Source organism: Hymenobacter sp. YC55 (assembly GCF_029433095.1).
Taxonomy (GTDB): Bacteria; Bacteroidota; Bacteroidia; order Cytophagales; family Hymenobacteraceae; genus Hymenobacter.
The window spans coordinates 542,573-562,889 of the sequence record NZ_JARNTX010000003.1 but is presented as its reverse complement, the minus strand read 5'-3'; the positions used below and the strand labels follow the sequence as shown (position 1 = coordinate 562,889).

The window sequence follows — 20,317 nt, the reverse complement described above, 5'->3', positions numbered from 1 at the left end:
TGCGAGACACTTTTTCTTGATGCCATGACAACTCCCAACCCCGCCGCTGTAACTGCCGCTCAGCCTCTCGACATCAACCGCGAAGCGCTGCTCGCAGTAGCCCGCACACTACCCCCCGACCAACCGGTGCTGATGCTGAACCTGCTCCGCTACCGGGCGCAGGCCGATTTCGGGCCGAACTCCACCCAAGCGCCGTGTTCCGGTCAGGAAGCGTACCAGGCCTATATTCAAGCCTTCCTGGCGCACAACTCGCCCGAGGAAGCGAAGGTCTTCTTTCACGGCGCGACCTTGGCAACCCTGGTCGCCCCCGCGGGCGAGTTGTGGGACGACATCGCCTTGGTGGAATACCGCAACCTGGCAGTATTTCGCCGTTGGGTGGAAAATCCAGTTTATGCCACTGTAGCCGAACCTATTCGCCAAGCTGCCCTAGCTGACTGGCGCTTGCTGATGACCCAGCCAATGGCTGGCCAAGCGAGCTTTCAGTAGCAACAACCAAGGTTTACGAGTGCTTCAAAACCACTTCTTTCAGTGGTCTGCCGTGGCGATGGCAGACCACTGAAAGAAGTGGTTTTGAGGCTTACGCTCGGTATTCAAAGGCCCTCAGTTTAGGAGATCTTACCGACCGTTATGACAGTGGCGCTGCCAGTTTGCTTAAGTGAACAGTAGTCCTGCTGGTTTCATAGGGTTGTTTCTGCTGCTTGCTACAGCAGGTAGCCGGTCGGCCAAGAAAGAAGTTAATAGTACCAGCCCCATACCACGTTTCTTTTCAAGCAGATTAGCGTACTTACATCACACCACCGCAGTAGCAAGGAGAGAGGTTTTCCACTGTTTTTAAAAGACTTAACCTAGAACGATGACCAAATTTGCCTTTCGTGTGCAGCGCTGTTTTCCGGAAAGCCTAGGTCACGCTTGGGGACAATTGCTGACGCAATTTCAAGCCGACACTCCGCGGGCCCGAATCCTGGCCATGCAACACCAAACAACGCCGATTGGGGAGTCGTTGCACCCCGAGATTATCTTGTCGCTGCTCATTACCTACGAAGAATAAATACGCAGTAACAAGCTATTGCACCCCAAGCGAGGTCTCGGGAAAGAGGCAACGCTAACTCGGACAAACTAGCAGGCGTTAAGTAGTACAGTTACCTTTTGCCAATCAACTTCTTGCCATGAAAAACCAGCTATATTTCTTTATTTCAACAGTGCTCTTAGGTTTCGCCCTGCCAGTCCATGCCCAAACGGCTCCTACAACGAAAGGGAAAACTCACCTCGCAAAACAGGGTGCTAAATCAGCTGAACGAGACTCATCGAAAACGCTGGCATCCAATTATCCTTACTTACTGAAAGATACGGCCAGATTCAACCGCCGCTTGCGTCGCTCAAGCCGTCCTTCACAACTTCCTACGCCAGCTAGGCCCATAAAGAAGTAGGCTTTGTATTTTTGATAGTAGAATTGAAATGTATTGCTACCATAAAACAGGATAAAAAAATAAGAACAGATTTAAGGCAGTACAGATAACAGTTTCTGTGCATTGCCTTATGGGTTGCTGCTTAGTTGGATATACTACTATGAATATGACTTTGCTTTTAAGCAGCTACATGCTAAGAGCCATTTGAGGAACCAATAAATTGTTAATCAGTTAACTAGGTAGACAGGTTGACTGACCTTACTATCTGTGCTCAGGAGCGGGTGTAGTTGCGGCTTATCACGTAGTAGACATATTGCTCTACTTGTTTAGGCTTTCAGCAATAAGGCCACAAGTGGCGGTAAGAGCGTCAACAGGCGTAACGCTAGCTGCTTAATGTAAACAGCGTGATATTTTCGTCGACAGTACTAGTACTCTTGAAGTTTAAACGCTCTAAAACTTTAGTGGAGCGTTGGTTGTCGAAGCGAGTATAAGCTTCGATTGCCTTTAGTCCGACCTGTTGAAACCCGAAGTTAACTACACTTGAAATTGCTTCTTGCATTACTCCTTTCCCTTGAAAGTCCGGCAGTAGTTCATACCCAATTTCTGCCTTTGAATGATTTTCCGAAAAGTTAAATAAGCAGATGGTTCCAATCATATTATTGGTATCAGTAAGCGTAATTGCCCAATAAATTGACTTGTTGCTCTGGACGTTTTCATTGATAGCTACAATGAAATTCCTTGCATCATCAATTGATGTGCTTGGTTGTCGGTCTAAATATTTGTTAACGCTGTCGTTTGTGCGCAAAGCAAATATTTCATTGTCATCGCTGCTGCTGAGCTGCCTCAACGTCAGCCTTTCGGTTTTCAAGATTGGAAACGGCGTGAAATTTTGCCCCGTCATTTTTCCTAGCTACGTGCGTGTTGGGGGTAATACAATTGCTCGCTGTAAAGCCAACCGATAAGATAGTAACTGCCCATCATTTTCCTATCCAGCGGAGGTAAGTAGTCACCCAACCGCCAGTAAACAGGCTACTATAACTGATTTAATCTTAGCACACCACTCACTTAACGAGGCCTGATGCAATCCCCCTAAGCTACCATCTCGCCAATTGCTTCGTTGAACGAGCGGCCATAGTCCGTCAGCGCGTACTTCACCGGCACGGGGCGGGTGTCGGGCGCCAACGCTAAACCAAAACACAAATGGACAATCCCTTCGTCATGGAGCAGTGCTACAAAGCTCCGATTGAAAAAGTTTGGGCTGCCTTGACCCATGAAAACCACATGAGAGCGTGGTACTTTCCACAGCTCGAAAAATTTCAGCCGGTGGTTGGCTTCGCGTTTGAATTTGTGGCTGACAACTCGCCTTACCAGAAAGACTGGCGGGTAACGCAAGTCGAGAAAGAAAAAAAGCTAGCCCATAGTTGGCAGTACAAGGGCTATGCGGGTGGCTCGGAAGTAACCTTTGAGTTAGTGGCCGAAGGAGCTGGGACCCGGCTGAAACTCACTCATTCCGGCTTGGCAAGTTTCCCGCCTGACCCCCATTTCGCCAGGAGCAGGTTTGAAGCGGGCTGGCAGCGCATCCTGGGAAGCAACTTGAAATATTACCTCGAAAAAAACCTTGATAATCTAACTAGCAGGTAGGCGAGAGCTTAAGGTTGGCAAGAGCGGTACTTGCCTGCCCGGTGCCCGGCCTAGTCGAGTAAGTGAGCATACGTTGGGGCGCGTAGAAAGGGACGCGTTGCCGCGCCCTGCCTTCAACTACAGGCTGTTTTCACCGTTTGCCCGCCAGAATAAGCACTCGTTCCTGCTTGGCCGCCAGCGTCAGGGCTGGCAGAGTTACTACGTGGTTTTGCTGGCGCAAACCCTTTAGCTTTTGGTAGTGCTGCGTGATAGGTTGAAAGGCTTGTCCGGTTAGCTTGCCGCCGCTGGCTACCGGCAAGGTCACGGGCGTAGTAATGGCGGCGCCGGAGTTGTTAAGCAAATACACGAAGTAAGTGGTGCCGCAGCGCACGCCGAAGCTTTGCACCGCTCCGGCCGACACGGCAAAGGGCTCGAATTGCCCGTGGCCGGCGGCCAGCATTCGGTCACTGATGGTGCGCACCGAATTGAAGTAGGGCGTCATTTGCTGGTCGTCGAACAGTTCCCACCACCAGGTCATGGGCAGGATGGGGGTGGCGCTAAACAGGCCGTACCAGAGGCCGCGCTTGTAGTCGTACTTGAACCCGTCTTTGAAGGTGGGGTCGGCGTCTTCCCAGCGGTAGCCGAACTCGCCTACCACGTAGGGCTTGCCGAAAGGTTGGATGTAGCTGGGATAGATGGCCGGAATCTTCTCGGTGAGTTTGTAGATGTGCTTCTGGTGGAAGTCGAAGTAAGCTACCGAGTTCAGCCCGAGAATGTCGCGGTGCGAAATGCTGGTGGTAACCAAATGCTGGTAGGGGTCAATATCCTTGAGGTAGCGGCTCATTTCGCCGTGCCAGAGCGTAATGGCGTCGTGCGGAATCAGCACGCTGTCTTGCTGGGTGAAGGCGGCGTTATCGACTTCGTTGAAGAACTCCCAAGCGGCAATGTTGGCGCTGTAGCCCCAGCGCGCCACAATGTAGCGCAGCTTGTTTTTGTACTTCTCGCGGGCGGCCGGCAGCGTGAAAAACTCGGTGGGCGTGCGAGCCGGGCCGCCGTTGCGCTGGTTGTAGGCGCTGTTTTGCCAGCCGCCCTGCTCCATCAGGTGCCCGTGCCAGTCGAAGGTGAGCATGAAGTACAACCCCAGCGAATCGGTGAGCTGCACCAGCTCATCCATGCGCTTGATGGCGCCGGGGTGGAAGTACTCGGTACTGTTGGCGTAGCGCTTGGTGGCACTGACTTTCGGCCACTCCAGCGGCAGGTTCCAGTAGCACATCCAGGTGCGGAAGAAATTGGCTCCGTTCCGCGCCAGTGTGGGCAGCAGGTACTCGTAGGTGTACTTCTGGTTTTCAAAGGAGCGCGACTCCCAGGCCACGTTCTCGCCGATGCCCCGGAACAACTCCCCGTTGTCGAAGCGGAAGGTGTACAGGTCGTTGGGGTGCAGAAAGCCCGGCTTGCGGCCCGGCGCTACGGTAAAGGGAGTTGCGGCCAGTTGCTCGGTGCCGGCCTTGCGCGTAACCCGGAAAAAGCCGGTGTAGGTGCCTAGCTGCTGCGGGGCAAACCGCGCTTTCCAGTGGGAGGTGGGTTGGGCGGCGCGCTCGAAGTAGCAGGGCACCACCACGGGCAAGCCGTTGGGCGCGGTCAGCACCAAATCTAGGCTGATTTCTCGCTGATCGTAAGGGTTCTGGAAAGTTGAATTGAGCGTGATGTCCCATTCCGCTTTCTCGTACTGCTGTACCGGCGCCGTGGTGAGCGTGGCCTGCGTAAGAATGTTTTGGGCGTAAGCGGCCGGGGCCGCCAGCAGTGCCAGCAGCCCGAGCAGGTGCCTTTTCCTAGTATTCATGCTTGTTGTATAGCAAGTTGTAGGGACGCGACCCTTCGCGTCTCGGCGTTAGGGCACGTTGAGACGAAGGCCGTTCAGGCGGCAGGCGCTAGGTTGCGCGTCGCGGCAGATTACCGTTTTGGTAGTTCTTCGCGGGTCAGCACCCGCGGGTCAGTGTAGAGGCGCCGGATGGCGTCCACCGAGTTTTTTTCCTGTACCAGTTCCGCCCAGGCCATGAAAAACGTCCAGCGGGGCTGTTGGGCCAGAACTTCCGGGGTGGGCAGCGTGGCGCACTCGCCAATGGCAATGGGCTTGGAGCCCACTATAGGCAGGATGTAGTCGTACCACGACTGGTTGTAGCCCTGGTCGTACACGTCGAAGGCAAACACGTCCCAGTACTGCGGGCCGGGGTTGTAGGCAGCGAAGTCGCGGCTCATGTCCTGCATGTCCCACACCCAGATCAGGTTGGTGAGGCCCTTGGTAGTGGTAAGGTAATCGTGGGTGATTTGGTAGAGGCGGGCGGTACCGTTGGGACCGGGCCGGCCGCCCCACCAGAACTTGCCCTGGTTCATTTCGTGCAAGGGCCGAAACAGCACTTCCACGTTTTTGTCTTCTAGGTATTGCAGGTAGCGCGCAATGTCGTCCATGCGCACTTTCCAGGCTTGGTTGAGTTGAGTGCCGTCGGTTGTCAGCTCCTGCCACTGCGCGTCGGTGAGCAATTGATTGAGCAGGCCCGGGTCCCACTGGCAGGGCTCGCCCGAGGTGGGCGGGCAGGCGTGCCACATCAAGTTCACCACGGCCCCCTTGCGGTACTGGCGCCGGGCCTGTTTGATCATCTTCCAGCGGTTGTCGATGTTTTCCTGCTGAAACAAAAAGTCGCCACTCCACAGGGCGGGGTAGCGGCCGGTGGTTTTGTAGATGAAATCCGTCCACTTGGTGGGTTCGGCGTTGGGTTCTTTGTTGTGCTGACCGGCCAGCGTCTGAGTGCCCGAAATGCGTTGCAGGTAGGGCAGCACGCGGGTGGATTGCGCGGCGGCGGACAAGATGGTGCCACCGGCGAGCAGCAGGCCGGCGAGGAGTCGGGGAAGAAACATGCAGAAGTAGATAAACCGGCGCGCCACCTGGCCCGCCACCAACCCGAGCCGCCGAGTGGGGCTGCCCGGGCGCAAAATACACTTACAGCTTCGCGAACAGGTACCAGGCGAATTTCGCCCCGCCCAGCTCCTGCTTGCCGCCGCTGCCATTCCAGTCGATGTCGTAGGGCTGCACGTTGAACGGCATTTTCAGGGTGCGCTTGTCGGCGCTGAACTCCAGAGCCACGGTGCGCGTCTGGCCGGGCTGCCCACTGTTGAAGGTGATGGTATTGGTGGCAAAGTCGCGCAGCCAGGTGCCCTGGTTTTTGGGCAGCTTCCGAAATTTGTAGTTGTAGTCGGTCGGGCTGTAGATGAAGTTGGCAAACAAACCGTCGGGGCCCGGCAAGTGGTTGAAAGTGCCCGTTACCTTGCCATCGGCCGTAACGCCGGTGGTGGTCATTTCCAGGATGTTGTCTTTTTCCTTGGTGGCATCCGGAATGTTGGCCGACAAGTCCTTGGTGCCGTTCCAGCCCCAGCTTTCCCCTTCGCCGATAAAGTACTGAAACTGGAGGTTGCTAACCTGCCAGCGCCCGTCCAGGTCCGACACGTAGTCGCGTACTTCCACCGTCCACTCCCGCGCCTCCCCCGATTCCGCCGTGACGGTATAGGTGTAGGTGCGGTTGTTGGCCGACAGGTTTACCGCCTGCCCCGAAGCCGGCGACACGCTAGCTTTGTAGGAAGTTTCGATGCGGGGCACTACGTTGGACAAGTCGGTGCCGCGCACGGCGTACACCACAATCTTGCCGGTGTCGGGGGTGCGCGTGATTTCAGCCACCCCAATCTGGCCTTTGTCGAGCGCGAAGGAGGTGATGGCGCGCTCGTGGCTTTCCAAATCCTCGAACGGGTCGTCGGTGCAGCCGGCCAGCAGGCCAAGCCCTAGTAGCGAGCCGGCCCAGAAAATACCGTGTGTGCGTGGTAGCATGGTGGGAGCGAGGTTAGAGGTTGGGGTTGAGGTCGGTTTCGCGGGTCGGGAGGGGGAAGAAGTAGGCGTCGCCCTGAATGGTCTTGCCGTACTGCTGGCCCAAAACCGATTCCATTTTGTGGGTGCGGCGCAGATCGAACAGGCGGTGCCCTTCAAAAGCCAGTTCCCAGGCGCGCTCCTGCACCACGGCATCCCGGAAGGCGGTAACGCTCAAACCGGGCGTGAGGGCGGGCAGGCCGGCGCGGGTCCGAATGCGGTTCACGGCGGTGTAGCCCTCGGCGGTGGGGCCGCAGGCTTCGGCGTAGGTTAGCAGCACGTCGGAGTAGCGCAGCACGGGCGTGTTGGCGCTGGTTTGCTGCCCGATCTGCCCGGGGTCGAGGTACTTGCGGGTGAAGGGCCGGCTGTAGTCGGTGATGCCCAGCGTAACTTCCCGGCGGCCGATGTAGGCCTTGTTGGGAATCAGGTCGGTTTTGCGCTTGTCGGTGGCGGCAAAGCTGTTGTAGAGGGCCGGCTCGGTGACGAAGTGGTTGTAGCCGGAAATCACCTTGGTGCTGTCGGCGAGCTTGAACGTGGCCCCGTCGATGTAGGGAATAAACATCAGCGGCAGCTTGGAGTAGTTGCCTTCCGAGAGCCCGCTGCGGTCGGTGGCCACGTCGAAAATGTGCTCCGGCCCATTCTTCTTGGTTACGTCGTAGATGGCCTTCAGGTCGGGGTCGAGGCCGTAGCCGGCGCCCTGCGTTAGCACGTAGTTGGCGTAGGTTTTGGCTTGGTCGTAGAGGGTGTTGGCGTCCGGCACGAAGTCGTAGCCCGGCGAGCCAGTGGCTTTGCCCGAGGCCTCGGTCAGGTACACTTTGGCCAGCAAACTCCAGGCCGCCACCTTGTTGGCGCGCCCGTCGCGGCGGGTGGCGTCGGTCAGGTCGATGGCCTGGCGCAAGTCGGCTTCCATCAGCGCGTACATTTCCGGCAGGGTGGCTTTGGGCGCGCTTACCTGGTCTAGAGACGTGACCGGCTTAATGGGCATGGGAGCGGCCCCGAACAGCCGCACCACGTTGAAGTAGTGCAGGGCCCGCAGGAAATACGCTTCCCCTACCAGCTGATTGCGGGCAGATTCGCTCATGGCCGCAATGCCGGGCACGTTGGCAATAACGGCGTTGGCGCGGTTGATGCCGATGTAGGCGTAGCGCCAGGCCGTCGTTAGTTCGGGGTTGTCGGCGCGCACATTCAGGCGGTCGAACTCGAAGTTGCTGGCCCCCGCGTCGGGCTTGAGGGTGATGTTCTCGGTGGGCAGCTCGGTCACCAAGATGAAGTTGCGCGAGTAGTACTCGATTTCGGGCAGGATGGCGTAGGCGTAAATCAGCGCCGCGTTGGCATCCGCCTCGGTTTTGTAGAAGTTGGTGGTGGAAGGAAAACCGTAGGGTTCTTCCTGCAGGGAGCAGCCCCCCAGCAAGGTTGCCGCCAAGGCCAAGCCCAAAGTTTTGGTTAGTTTCATGGGAGGGAAGTTTTGCGGGAAGGATTAGATGCCGATGTTAACGCCCAGCGACAAGGCGCGGGGCCGGGGGTAGGAGCCCCACTGCTGGCCGTTGCCGCCCACCTCGGGGTCGAAGCCGGTGTGGAACTTGGTGAAGGTGTAGAGGTTGTTGCCGGAGAAGTACACCCGCAGCGACTCCACGCCCTTGATCAGCCCGGACTTGAAGTTGTAGCCCAGGGTCACGTTCTGCACCCGCAGAAAGGAGCCGCTGGTCACAAACCAGTCGGAGCCGTAGTAGGCGCGGTTGGAGTTTACGCTCGGGTAGGCGTTGGTGGGGTTGTCGGGCGTCCAGCGCTGGAGCTGGCCGCTGGGCGAGAACTTGCGGAAGTCGAACACGTCGTTGCCGTACACCCCGTAGAGCTGGGTGGACAGGTCGAAGCCCTTGCAGCGCAAGCTGGTATTAAGGCTGTAAAGGAACTTGGGGTTGGGGTTGCCGATGATGGTGCGGTCGTTGTCGTCGACTTTGCCGTCGTTGTTCAGGTCCACGTACTTCAGCTCGCCGGGCTTGGCCATGTCGCCGGTCAGGCCCGTGGCCTGGCCTTCTTCCACGGTTTGAATTACGCCGGCGGTTTTGTAGCCGTAGAACACGTTGATGGGCTGGCCCACAATGAAGGCGTTGAGCGGGGCGCGCAGCATCTCGATGCTGCTGCCGTTCCACACGAACTTGTCGTCGCCCACGCTCAGCAGCTTGTTGCGGTTGAGCGTGAAGTTGCCGCCTACGCTCCACTGTAGGGGCCCGTTAAGAATTTCGGCGTTCAAGCCCAACTCTACCCCCTTGTTCTCGATTTCGCCGTCGTTCACCCACAGCCGGTCGTAGCCCGAGGACGGTGTGATGTAGGTCTGGCGCAGCAAATCGTGGGTGCGCTTGTAGTAGTAATCCAAACTCAGCGTCAGGCGCTGGTTAACAAAGCCGAGGTCGAGGCCAGCGTTGAGTTGGGCGGTGGTTTCCCACTTCAGATCAGGGTTGGGCACGCCCTCCCAAATCTTGTTGAAGCCGTCGTAGCCGAACACGCCCGGCCCGAAACCGGTCTGAAAGGCCCCGCCGGTGAAGTAGCGGCCCGACCCGAGCCGGTCCAGGGTTTGGTAGGGGTTGATGCCCTGGTTGCCAGTCAGGCCGTAGCTGACGCGCAGCTTAGCTTCCGACACGCTGGGCACGGCCCGCAGAAACGCTTCTTCGTGCAGCTTCCAGGCTACGGCGGCCGAGGGGAAAAAGGCCCACTTGTTGTTGGCCCCAAACTTCGAGGAGCCGTCGGCCCGGCCCGTAAAGGTGAACAGATACCGGTCGCGCAGCGAGTAGTTGAAGCGCCCGATGTAGGAGTTGAGCTGCGACTTGGTTTGCCCGTTGGTCACGAACTGGCTCTGGGCCGAGTTCAGACTTTCATTGAGCAGCCCGTCGTTCACAAAGCCCCGGCCTTCCAGCCGCGAGGTGCGCACGTTGAAGTTCTGGGTGGTGTAGCCGAGCACCGCGTTGAAGCTGTGCACGTCGCCCAGCGTCTTGTTGAGGGTGAAGTAATTCTCGTTGAGCAGCTCGGTGCCGTTGTAGTTGTCGATAACCCCGAAGCCGTTGTAGAGGTTGCCGGTACCGGTGATGGCGCGCGGCTCGTACACGTCGCCCACCGAGTTGCCGTACTTGCTGCTTACCTGGGTGCGGAAATTCAGCCACTTGGTAAGGTCCCAGCTCACGTAGAGCGTGCCTAGCACGTCGATGGTTTTGCTGGTGTTGAGCACCTCGTTGGCGTAGGCCACGGGGTTGCCGAAATCCAGCGGCCCGGTGCGGAAATACGTGCCGTCGGGATTGTAGATGGGAAACACCGGCGAGCGGTCGGCGGACAGGCCCCCGCCGTTGCGGCGCGTGTGGGTCAGAATCAGGTTGACGCCGGTGGAGAGGTTGTCGAACAGCTTCTGGTCGAGGTTCAGGCGGCCGTTGTAGCGGTCGTAGTCGTTTTTGATGGCCAGGCCCTGCTCCTGGTAGTAGTTGCCCGAAAGCGAAAACTTGGTGCGGTCGGTGCCGCCGTTGGCCGTGAGGGTGTAGCTCTGCGAGAAAGGGTTGCGGTACACTTCATCGGGCCAATAGGTGCGGTAGGGCCACTGCGGCTTGGTGGGGTCCTCGCCCCGCAGCTCGGCCACCGAGGGGTAGTAGGTGCCCAGGTAGTTTTGGCCGGTAAACAAGGGCGCCAAGCCGGCATTGCTGCGCGCCTCGTTGTCGATAATCGCCACGTCCACCGGGTCCGACCACACGTCGAGCTTGCTGGGCAGGCTGGAAATGGTGTTGAGGGTGCTCAGGGTAATGCGCGTTTTGCCGGCCTTGCCTTTTTTGGTGGTCACCAGAATCACGCCATTGGCGCCGCGCGAGCCGTAGATGGCCGCCGCCGAAGCGTCTTTCAGCACCTCGATGCTTTCAATATCGTCGGGGTTGATTTGCTTGAGGTTGCCGGCCTCGCCCCAGGGGTAGCCGTCAACCACCAGCAGGGGGCTGTTGGACCCGTTGATGGAGCTGTTGCCCCGGATGCGCACCGTGGCGCCCGCACCCGGCTCCCCCGAGGGCACAATCACCTGCACGCCCGCCACCTTGCCCTGCAGGAGCTGATCCACCGACGAAGCCGGGGTGCGGTTCAACTCGCTGCCTTTCAGCGAAGCCACCGAGCCGGTTACGTCGCTTTTGGCCACCGTGCCGTAGCCTACTACCACCACTTCTTCCAGGCTTTTGGTGTCGGCTTTCAGGGCTACGTCCACGGAGCTGCTGCCGCGCACCGGTACATCCTGGGCCACGTACCCGACCGAGGAGAAAGTCAGCACGGCGTCCGGGTTGGGTACCGCCAGGGAGTAGGAACCGTCGTTGGCGGAGGCCGTACCGGTGGCAGTGCCTTTCAGTAGCACGGTCACCCCGGGCAGGGTTTCGCCCGTCACGGCATCTTTCACGGTGCCCCGCACCGTAATCGATTGCGCCAGGGTCAGCGCAGGCGCCAACGCGAGGCAAAGGGGTAGGTAAGTGTACCGGTGAGTCATAAGAGTAACATCAAGCGTGAGAATTGCGAGTGGGAATCTGGTTGAAAAGCTTGATTGGGTGGCGCCTCAGTTGCAAGCAACACAAGCTGATTCGGCGCCCATAAAGAAGGTTATAACTTGCAATAGTTATAATTAGCAACGCACGCACAAGGCCAGCAGCCAGCAGCGAAAACACAATTTGTTCTTGTAAATAGCTTATACAAAGCTATTCCGGCTATGCCTTACTTGTTAATACTTTTTTAACAATTACTTATCTATTGCTGCTGCTAAGGAGGTAAAGCGTCCCTGCTACTACGGCCCTATGATTTTCTTTTAGCGCCGTGGAAGTTGAATGCGAGCCTCTAAAATGGCTTATGAGTTGCTTGTTGGCACCGCAGCGGCTGGAGGAACTAAGAGTAATTGTTTTTTGCACCGCTGCATTATTTCCAGGCACGCCCGCGTCGTATGGTAAGGGCATTTCCAGAAGCCAGCCTTGTCTTCTCCGGGCATAAGCTGCAAATCGGCCGTAACGCCCCAGTACCATTCGCCCTCGTGGAGGTCCAGCAGGTGCTGCCGCGTGAATTTCCACACGGCCTGAAACTGCGCGTAAAACTGTGTTTGCCCGCTGAGCTGGTAGGCATTCAGCAAGCCAACCATGGCCTCGGCCTGCACCCACCAGTGCTTTTCGCGGTTCCAATGCCCGTTGGCCGGGTCATGCTCGTACCCCAGGCCACCAGTAGCGTCGAGGCCGCGGGCGGCGGCAGTCGCCAGGTCCACTGCCACCTGCCGAAACTGGTTGATTAGCTCTTCGTCGCCCAATACTTCCGCGGCTTCCAGCAGCAGCCAGGCCGCTTCGATGTCGTGGCCGAAGGAAACGGCGGTGGACTTCACCTGCCAGTACTCGTCCAGGAACAGGTGCAGGTGATGGGTGTTAGCGTCGATTAAGTGAGTTAAAAACACTTCGAGTAGCTCGCGCAATTGAGCTTGCAAGTGCGCATCAGGCCAGTAGCGGTACAGGTTGGCGTAGGCCTCCAGCACGTGGAGGTGGGTGTTCATGGTTTTCTTTTCGTTGGCATCCTTGTCGCTCAGGCGCCGGTCGGCCAATGGGCTCCAGTCGCGGGCCAACGCTTCGAGGTAGCCGCCGTGCTCGGCATCGAAGCTAAACTGCTCGATGGCGCGGAACAGGTTTTGGGCGTGCGTTAGGGCCGGCGCGTGGCCGCTGGCGGCGTAGTATTCGCTGAGGCCATACAAGGCAAAAGCCAGCGCGTACACTTGCTTTTTGGTGTCCAGGGGCTGCCCCAGGTGGTTTACCGACCAGTACACGCCGCCGTATTCGGCATCGAGAAAATGCTGCTCGAAATAGTCGTACGCCCGCGTGGCCAGGTCCAGGAGCGCAGGCTCCGGCTGGTGGCGGTAGGCGGCGGAAAACGTCCACAGTATGCGGGCGTTGAGCACGGCGCCCTTGGGCGCGTGGGGCACCACCTGGTTGTCGGCCCCAATCTGCCCGTGGAAACCGCCGTGCGCCACATCGGGCATGCGGGTGCTCCAGTAGCTTAGAATACGGTCGAGTTCGATTTGAAAGTCTGCTATCAAGTCCATGGCCAGCGAAAAGTTACGCGTGTACGGTTCCCGCCGCGTGGCTTGGCACCGGGGTGGAAACTACGGCTTGGTTGTGGTCAATCAGGTTCTGAATAGCCCGCACGGAGCTGGCCGACGTGAAGTTGTCGGCGGGCGTGTGCTGCACGTAGTCCAGCAGCTTGGCCACGGTGGACGTGGCCACGTGCATGCGCGTATCCGAGGAAGCGTAGTAGATAAACACCCGGCCGTCGGCGTCGGCAATCCAACCGTTGCTGAACACCACGTTCGACACGTCGCCCACGCGCTCCTCGCCCTCGGGGGCCAGAAAGTAGCCGGCGGGCTTGTGCGTGACGCGGGTCAGGTCGTGCAAATCGGTTAGAAACAAATAGAGCACGTAGCGCAAGCCGGCGGCCGTGTTGCGCACGCCGTGGGCTAGGTGCAGCCACCCCTGCTCGGTTTTGAGGGGGGCCGGGCCCAGGCCGTTTTTCACTTCGTACACGGTGTGGTACTGCTTGGGGTCGAGCAGCACTTCCTCGGTTACCTCGGCCAACTCGATGCTGGCCGCCAAGCCGAAGCCAATACCGCCGCCCGACCCGGCCTCGATGAAGCCGTCCTGCGGGCGGGTATAGAATGCGTACTGGCCCTGCACAAACTCGGGGTGCAGCACCACGTTGCGCTGCTGGGCCGAGCGGGTTTTCAGGTCGGGGAGCCGCTCCCAGGTTACGAGGTCCTTGGTGCGGGCAATGCCGCAGCTGGCCACGGCGGCCGACTGGTCGGCGGGGGAGGCGGCCGGGTCGCGGCGCTCGGTGCAGAACAGGCCGTACACCCAGCCGTCTTCGTGGGCCGTCAGGCGCATGTCGTACACGTTGGTGTCGGGCTCGGCGGTTTCGGGCAAGTGGATCGGGGTTTCCCAGAACCGGAAGTTGTCGACGCCGTTGGGGCTTTCGGCCACCGCGAAAAACGACTTGCGGTCGGCGCCTTCCACCCGCGCTACCAGCACGTAGCGGCCCTGCCACTTGATGGCGCCGGCGTTGAAGACGGCATTCACACCGATGCGTTCCAGCAGGTAGGGGTTGGAGTCCGGGTTCAGGTCGTAGCGCCAGGTTAGGGGCGCGTGGGCGGCCGTCAGCACCGGATACCGATAGCGCGTGTAAAGGCCATTGCTGGATTCTTGGGCGGCGTTGGGCCGCATAAGCAAGGCCTGGTAGTTGGCCGTGAGGGTACGAAGGCGGTGGTCGAAGGAAAAAGTCATAAACGTATTGATTGGAGTACCCACGCGGGCTGATAAGGGGCAACAAAAGCAAGCAGGGCACCCGGCGGGCAAACCGGCCTGCACCGCGCGGAACGGGCAGACCGGTAACTGACGAAGCTTCCCACTACTTCATCAGCCGAAAAACCACCTTTCTCAGGCAGCTCCTTGCTTTGGCCGGGCCGGCCGGTGGCGCGGCGTTAGTATTCCGCCAGCCGGTTCCACCAGGTGCGTTTCAAAATCAAGATCAGGACCGTTAATAGGGCTACCGTAAGCAGCAGGGGCTGCTGCTGGTGCAGCACCACGTACATGGGCAGCAGCGTCAAGCAGAGCTGAGCGACGATACCCAGCACCACGTTGAACATGTTGAGGCGGAAATTGCGGTTGGGCTGAAACGAGGGGTCTTCGGCGACCACTAGGTCATTGATAGGCTTCCAGAAGCCCCAGGGCCGCACGTTTTTGTAGAAAGCCTTGAGCACGGCCGCGTCGGTGGGCGGGGCGGCGTAAGTGCCGGCCACCGAACCGCCCAACGAGAGCAGAAACAGCACCGGGAAAAAGTAGAGAAACTCCACGCCCTCGAAGAAGCGCGTGAACACCAGCGCCGCCACAATGCCGGTGAGCATGCCCCAGAAAAAGCCCGAGGCGTTGAAGCGCCACCAGTGCCACTTCAGCACGTTGGCCGCCACGTAGCCCCCGTACAAAGCCGACACAATCCACTGCAGCACGCTGTTCACGTCCTTGGCCAGGAAGCCCAGTACGATGCCCACGGCTACCACCAGCACGCCCACCACGTAGTTCAGCGAAATCACCTGCCGGGTGCTGGCGGTGGGGTTCACGTACTTCAGGTAGATGTCGTTGACGATGTAGGCCTGCGCCGCATTTACGGTGCCGCTGAACGTGCCCATAAACGCCCCGAGCAGTCCGGTCAGCACCAGGCCTAGCAAACCCGTGGGCAGGAAGTTGTTGATGGCCACGGGCAGAATCTTCTCGAAGTCGGGGCCGCCGTCGGGGCCCTGAATGTTCATCTGGCGGTAGTAGAGCAACCCCAGCACCGTGAGGCCCACCACCAGCGAGTAGCGGATGGGCAGCAGGATGATGGACACGAAGCCGCTCATCTTGCTGGCGTCTTCCGGCGAGCGGGTCGAGAGTACCTTTTGCATGTCGTAGTTCGGGGCCGGCCCGGCCAGCGACGCGAAGATGCCCTTGAAGACCATCATCATAAAGAAAATGCCGAACAGGGAGTAGCCATCGGCCTTGATTTTCTGGTTGACTTCGGTGATAAGGCCCGACCAGTCCAGCTCCAGGTGCGAATCGAAAAACGGGTTGTCCCAGCCGGCCGGCACGGGCAGCACTTGGCCACCTTGCATCTTCGCCCAGGCAATAAAGCCGATGGCCAGGCAAGCCACCGTCATGATGGCGTACTTGATTACGTCGCCGAGCACGATGCTGTGCATGCCCCCCAGAATGGAATAGAACGTGGCAAAGAGCGTGAACACAATGCCGTACACGTGCGGCACGTACTGCGGCGTTACGCTGAACGGCACGTAGCCTTGCACCACCTGCCAGGGCACAAAAATCTCGATGAACTTGCCTAACCCCACGAAGCCGTACGCCAAAAAGCCGAGGCAGCTAAGCAGCGCAAACGCAATAACCACTTTGTGGGAAGCCCCCACGCCCGGCCCGGTGTTGCCGAAGCGGGTAGCCAGCCATTCGGCCCCGGTGGAGGCGTTGGAGCGGCGCAGCCAGCGGGAGAGGTACATCATCATAAACACCTGGTTGAACACCGGCCACAACCAGGGAATCCAGATACTTTTCAAGCCATACACGAAGCACAAGCTCACCATCCACATCGTGCCGCTGATATCGAACATGTCGGAAGCATCGCTCAGACCGAGCTTGTACCAGGGCAGGCTCTTGCCGCCCAGCAAGTAGCTGTCCTTGTTCTCACGCGCTTTTTTGCGGTACCACAGGCCAATAAACACTGTGGTTAGAAGGTAGGCGCAGATGATGAGAACGTCGAGGAGCTGTAGCCGCATGACAAGGACTAGGTGGAAGAGGATAGGACAGCGTGGAAGGCGCCCGTATTACCGCCCACAGGGCGGCGGAGCCTGCGCGGGCCAGGCAACTAGCCAGGCCACAAAATAGGGGTAGTCAACACAGCCGACGAGCAGCTAGTAACTGCCCCAACTAACTGCTCCAAAAGTATCGGCTTTCAGCAGGGTGGAATAATGATTTTTTAGCATAGTATTATACTTATTCAACCGACAGCTGCCGCCAATCCTTTAAACAAGCCGATTGTAGGCCTTTATAAGGTTTTAAATGAAAAATCCTAGGTGCAAGGCGCTAATACTATTTTAACCGGTACCAGTATATTTATTACTTCATCCTACTCCCATTATGCAGCACGATATCATGCGGGAAATAACCCCGCTCACGCAAAACGACTGCTTTATGCTCTTCACCCGGGTGAAGCAGGAATTCTCTTTCCCACTTCACTACCACGAAGAGTTCGAGCTTAATCTGATTATCAACGCGGCCGGCGCCAAGCGCATCGTGGGCGACCATTTGGGCGTAATTGAAGATCTGGAACTGGTGCTTATCGGGCCCAACCTGAACCACGCCTGGTTTACCCACCAGTGCCAAAGCCAGGAAATTCGGGAAGTAACCATCCAGTTTCACAAAGACCTGCTGGACGAGCGGTTTCTGCGCCGCAACCAACTCAACTTCATTCAAAAGATGTTCGAGAATGCCCAGCGGGGCATCTTGTTCTCGCGCGAAGCGGCCGAGCGCATCAAGGACCGCATCCTGTCGTTGGAGCGCAAAACCGGCTTCGACTCGGTGCTGGAACTGCTTTCTATTCTGCACGATCTGTCGGCCTCGCGCAACATGCGCACCCTCTCCGACTCGTCGTTCACCAACGACCGGCTGCACTACAACAGCCGCCGCATCGAGAAGGTATTCGAGTACATGAATGCGCACTACAGCCACGCCATTACGCTGGCCGAAGTAGCCAAGGTGGCCAACATGCCCGAGGTGTCGTTCAGCCGCTTCATCAAGAAGCGCACCGGCGTCACCTTCATCGACAGCCTCAACGAAATTCGGCTTGGCCACGCCTCACGCATGCTCATCGATACCACGCACAGCGTGGCGGAAGTGGCTTACAAGTGCGGCTTCAACAACATTTCCAACTTCAACCGCATCTTCAAGAAGCGGAAGAATTGCACCCCCAAGGAATTCCGCCAGAGCTTCTCCGGCACGCGGCTGTTTATCTAGCGCCCGGCTCCCTAGGTTGCCCGAATGCCGGCCGGCTCTCGCTGCCTAATTCTTATCGTTTTCTGCGCATTTTTTAACGAATAGCAGGCGCATCCGATTTTTTGTTTTTGCTTGGTACTCCTAGTCAGCTACTAGGATTTTTCGGGGTGCCGTCCGGCGCTCCGCCCGCTACCGGTAGGCCGCTGCTGCGCTGGTAGGGCAGCGCTTGCTTTGCCTGCTTTTCAGGTGCTTTTGTTGGTGAATGCCGTTGCGGGGCGCGCGTTGGCGCGCCTTAACTGGCTGCCTCGTTCCCGATCCTGCCTTTTTTCTCCCCCCAACCCATGCCCTATGTCTACTTCTAAACTCTTGGTGGCGCTCGTCGTCATTGGCCTCCTGCTTGGCAGCCTGCGGTTATCGGCCCAGACGCGCTTTAAAAGCTTGAATTACTTGTACAGCAATGCCGGCGCGCGCACGGTGGCCGGCCAGCACAACCGGGAACCCAACTCCAACCCGGCCGTGCAAACCAACCGCATCAATACCATTACCGGTCAATACCCCGGGCTGTGGAGCGGCGACTTTCTGTTTGCCTCGTCGGACGTGGCGAGCCGCGGAACCATGATCAACGAGGCCAAGGCGCAGTGGGCGCGCGGGGCCATTATCAATTTGATGTGGCACGCCTGCCCACCCACCCAGCCCGAGCCCTGCCAGTGGGAAGGCGGCGTGAAAAGCTACCTCACCGACGGGCAGTGGCAGGAGCTGATTACCAACGGCACCCAACTAAACAACAACTGGAAAGCCCGCCTCGACGTTGTGGCCGGCTACCTCCAAGACCTGGAAAACAGCGGCGTAGAAGTGTATTTCCGGCCCCTGCACGAAATGAACCAGGGCATCTTCTGGTGGGCCGGCCGCCCCGGCGTTAACGGTACGCGCCGCCTGTTCCAGCTCACCCGCGACTACCTGCAAAACGTGAAGGGCCTCACCAATCTGATTTGGGTGTGGGACGTGCAGGACTTCAGCTCCCTCTCGTCGGACCTCAGTAACTACAACCCCGGCGATGCCTACTGGGATGTGCTGGCCCTGGACATGTACTACTCCGATGGCCAAGGCTACACCAGCGCCAAGTACAACGCCATGCTGAATGCCGCCGGCGGCAAACCCATTGCCATTGGGGAGTGCGAGGTGCTGCCCTCGGCCAGCCTGCTGGCCACCCAGCCCCGCTGGGGCTTCTTTATGGGCTGGGCCGAACTCGTATTCAACAGCAACTCCAACACCGCCATCCAGAATATCTATTTCGCCAGCAATGTGCTGGTGCGCGGCGAAATGCCCGGCTGGGGCAGCGGCACTACGCCCCCCGCGGCGCCCAACCTGGCGTATAACCGGCCGGTGAACGTGTCGTCTTCGGAAAATATTACCAACACCGGCCCCCGCGCCGTGGACGCCGACGGCACTACCCGCTGGGCCAGTGCCGCCGCCAACAATCAGCACATCTACGTGGACCTGGGCGCCAACTACACCCTCAACCGGGTGCGCCTGGCCTGGGAGGCCGCCTACGCCCGCGACTATCAGGTGCAGGTTTCCACGGATGGCACCACCTGGACGACGATCAAGGACGTGTGGGGCAAGTCGTCGGCCGCGGCAGATGACCACACGGGCCTAAGGGCCACCGCGCGTTACGTGAAAGTGTACTGCATCAATCGGGCGACCACCTACGGCTTTTCCTTGTTCGAGTTCGAGGTGTACGGCACCGCCACGGTGGTCCAGACCCTGGCGAATATTAACCACTCAGTTGAGTCGACAAAACAACCCATACAGGTATTTCCCAACCCCGCCACCGACCACTTAACGCTGCACCTACCGCCAGGCTGGCAGCAAAGTCAAGTAACTTTGTTCGACAACCAAGGCCGACAGCTACTAAGCGAGCCTGCTACCGGGCCGCGGCATCAGCTTCCGTTGTCGTTGCTGCCCGCGGGTTTCTACCACGTAGCCGTGACGAACGGGAATAGCCGCACCGTACATAAGTTTGTGAAACAGTAGGGTTAAGCCGGGATAGCAACGGGGCCGGCCTTACGCAAGCTTTCATGCGTTCTGGCTACCCGATATGCTCGTGACTAGAGGCATTCTGCTTTTCCTTATTAGCTATTACGCTCTAACCTCTGCCTTCCTGCGCCAATAACACCACCAGCCAAAGCTGCAAAGTGCATAACAGGCTTCATGCTGTGAAATCACCAGCACTGAAGCGCTCGGCAATACTTAGAAAAGTAGTCAAGGCAGCCTTATAAGATGACACAAGTAAATGAGGTGGTTGCTTGTATCACTTGTCGGGTTGTTATAAACAACGGGGCAACAAGGGTGCTCCAGGCGTGTCACGCCTGGAGCACCCTTGTTGCCCCTTCTTATCCGCCTATAGTTCTTTATAGGTACTCTGATTGCGCTCGGCGTTATTTCGGCGCAATATCCATTTGCTGTAGCAACCCTTCCTGCAAGGTGTAGACGTGCGTGACTGGCCCTGCAAAGACGAGAGCTCCGTGTTTGTCCTTGACGACTTGCTGCACCGCAACTTCCAGTTTGCCATCGGGTAGCTCCTTGATACTGGTGGGCTCGACGTGCGGGTCGAGTTCCTGCCACTGCCGCTGCCAGTACGCGCGCACCTCGTCGTGGCCCGTGGCATAGTCGCCTTCCCAAGCCCGGGCCCAGCGCACCTGGGGGTGGAGCGTAGCCAGCACGGCCGGGATGTCGCGCGCGTTGAAGGCCGCGTAGGCTTGTCGGATCAGGTCTTGAGCAGTATTCATAGGAACAGCAGTTGAGGTACCTAACTTAATCCTGGT

15 protein-coding genes are annotated in these 20,317 nt (G+C 58.5%); 5 read left to right on the top strand and 10 right to left on the bottom strand.

What is annotated here, in order from left to right; genetic code table 11:
* Nucleotides 1-24 precede the first annotated feature (24 nt).
* A complete protein-coding gene (locus tag P1X16_RS22560; protein WP_277234032.1) occupies nucleotides 25-486 on the top strand; it encodes a hypothetical protein in 462 nt (153 codons plus the stop codon).
* Nucleotides 487-853: 367 nt separating this feature from the next.
* A complete protein-coding gene (locus P1X16_RS22555; RefSeq protein WP_277234030.1) occupies nucleotides 854-1,048 on the top strand; it encodes a hypothetical protein in 195 nt (64 codons plus the stop codon).
* Nucleotides 1,049-1,788: 740 nt separating this feature from the next.
* On the opposite strand, the gene P1X16_RS22550 is transcribed toward P1X16_RS22555, so the two are convergent.
* Nucleotides 1,789-2,307, bottom strand: coding sequence for a GNAT family N-acetyltransferase (locus tag P1X16_RS22550; protein ID WP_277234028.1), 519 nt, complete (start codon nucleotides 2,305-2,307; stop codon nucleotides 1,789-1,791).
* Between the two features lie 299 nt (nucleotides 2,308-2,606).
* Between P1X16_RS22550 and P1X16_RS22545 the strand changes: the two genes are divergently transcribed.
* Entirely contained in the window at nucleotides 2,607-3,047 is a 441-nt protein-coding gene (locus P1X16_RS22545; protein WP_277234026.1) for an SRPBCC domain-containing protein, read from the top strand.
* Between the two features lie 130 nt (nucleotides 3,048-3,177).
* On the opposite strand, the gene P1X16_RS22540 is transcribed toward P1X16_RS22545, so the two are convergent.
* The 8 genes from P1X16_RS22540 to P1X16_RS22505 all read right to left on the bottom strand — a co-directional run bounded on the left by P1X16_RS22540 (nucleotide 3,178) and on the right by P1X16_RS22505 (nucleotide 16,276).
* Nucleotides 3,178-4,866: a DUF5060 domain-containing protein gene (locus P1X16_RS22540; protein ID WP_277234024.1), complete on the bottom strand. Its 1,689-nt coding sequence runs from the start codon at nucleotides 4,864-4,866 to the stop codon at nucleotides 3,178-3,180.
* A gap of 110 nt (nucleotides 4,867-4,976) precedes the next feature.
* Entirely contained in the window at nucleotides 4,977-5,939 is a 963-nt protein-coding gene (locus P1X16_RS22535; RefSeq protein WP_277234022.1) for a glycosyl hydrolase, read from the bottom strand.
* Nucleotides 5,940-6,021: 82 nt separating this feature from the next.
* Nucleotides 6,022-6,900, bottom strand: a complete 879-nt coding sequence (locus tag P1X16_RS22530) for a hypothetical protein (protein WP_277234020.1) — start codon at nucleotides 6,898-6,900, stop codon at nucleotides 6,022-6,024.
* Between the two features lie 13 nt (nucleotides 6,901-6,913).
* Entirely contained in the window at nucleotides 6,914-8,389 is a 1,476-nt protein-coding gene (locus P1X16_RS22525; protein WP_277234017.1) for a RagB/SusD family nutrient uptake outer membrane protein, read from the bottom strand.
* 24 nt (nucleotides 8,390-8,413) lie between these two features.
* Nucleotides 8,414-11,434 carry a TonB-dependent receptor gene (locus P1X16_RS22520; RefSeq protein WP_277234015.1) on the bottom strand — a complete coding sequence of 1,007 codons (3,021 nt, stop codon included), beginning with the start codon at nucleotides 11,432-11,434 and terminating at the stop codon, nucleotides 8,414-8,416.
* A gap of 351 nt (nucleotides 11,435-11,785) precedes the next feature.
* On the bottom strand, nucleotides 11,786-13,012 hold the full coding sequence (locus tag P1X16_RS22515; RefSeq protein WP_277234013.1) for an AGE family epimerase/isomerase: 1,227 nt from the start codon (nucleotides 13,010-13,012) through the stop codon (nucleotides 11,786-11,788).
* A 13-nt stretch (nucleotides 13,013-13,025) separates the two neighbouring features.
* A complete protein-coding gene (locus tag P1X16_RS22510) occupies nucleotides 13,026-14,243 on the bottom strand; it encodes a glycosidase (RefSeq protein WP_277234011.1) in 1,218 nt (405 codons plus the stop codon).
* A 197-nt stretch (nucleotides 14,244-14,440) separates the two neighbouring features.
* On the bottom strand, nucleotides 14,441-16,276 hold the full coding sequence (locus P1X16_RS22505; RefSeq protein WP_277234009.1) for a sodium:solute symporter family protein: 1,836 nt from the start codon (nucleotides 16,274-16,276) through the stop codon (nucleotides 14,441-14,443).
* 361 nt (nucleotides 16,277-16,637) lie between these two features.
* On the opposite strand from P1X16_RS22505, the gene P1X16_RS22500 reads away from it, so the two are divergent.
* Both P1X16_RS22500 and P1X16_RS22495 read left to right on the top strand, forming a co-directional pair.
* Entirely contained in the window at nucleotides 16,638-17,513 is an 876-nt protein-coding gene (locus P1X16_RS22500; RefSeq protein ID WP_277234007.1) for an AraC family transcriptional regulator, read from the top strand.
* 327 nt (nucleotides 17,514-17,840) lie between these two features.
* Complete coding sequence (locus P1X16_RS22495; protein ID WP_277234005.1) at nucleotides 17,841-19,526, top strand: glycosyl hydrolase; 1,686 nt, start codon at nucleotides 17,841-17,843, stop codon at nucleotides 19,524-19,526.
* Between the two features lie 404 nt (nucleotides 19,527-19,930).
* On the opposite strand, the gene P1X16_RS22490 is transcribed toward P1X16_RS22495, so the two are convergent.
* Entirely contained in the window at nucleotides 19,931-20,281 is a 351-nt protein-coding gene (locus P1X16_RS22490; protein ID WP_277234003.1) for a nuclear transport factor 2 family protein, read from the bottom strand.
* Between the last annotated feature and the right edge of the window lie 36 nt (nucleotides 20,282-20,317).